This window comes from Pseudomonas taiwanensis, from assembly GCF_013393345.1.
GTDB classification, from domain to species: domain Bacteria; phylum Pseudomonadota; class Gammaproteobacteria; order Pseudomonadales; family Pseudomonadaceae; genus Metapseudomonas; species Metapseudomonas resinovorans_C.
This window is the reverse complement of record NZ_QJRF01000001.1, coordinates 1-313: the sequence shown is the minus strand read 5'-3', so window position 1 is coordinate 313 and position 313 is coordinate 1. Positions and strand designations below refer to the sequence as shown.

Here is a 313-nt window from a genome sequence, read left to right as displayed (position 1 = left end):
TTTCGGAACTGATGCTGGCCAACGAGAAGGCCTGGCGCAGCGAGGCGGAGATCCGCGCCGGGCTGCTGAAACTCTGGGACGCCATGCAGGAATGCGTAAGCAACGGCCTCGGCCACGAAGGCATCCTCCCCGGTGGGCTGAATGTGCGCCGCCGCGCGGCCAAGCTGCACCGCAGCCTGCAGGAGCTGGGCAAGCCCAACGTCATCGGCAGCACCATGAGCGCCATGGAATGGGTCAACCTCTACGCCCTGGCGGTGAACGAGGAAAACGCTGCGGGCGGGCGCATGGTCACCGCGCCCACCAACGGCGCGGC

General features: G+C 67.7%; 1 protein-coding gene. It reads left to right on the top strand.

All coding sequences use genetic code 11. The annotated features are described in order from the left end of the window. A partial coding sequence (locus tag DM872_RS00005) for an L-serine ammonia-lyase, iron-sulfur-dependent, subunit alpha (RefSeq protein WP_179057551.1) occupies positions 1-313 on the top strand: 313 nt, incomplete at both ends.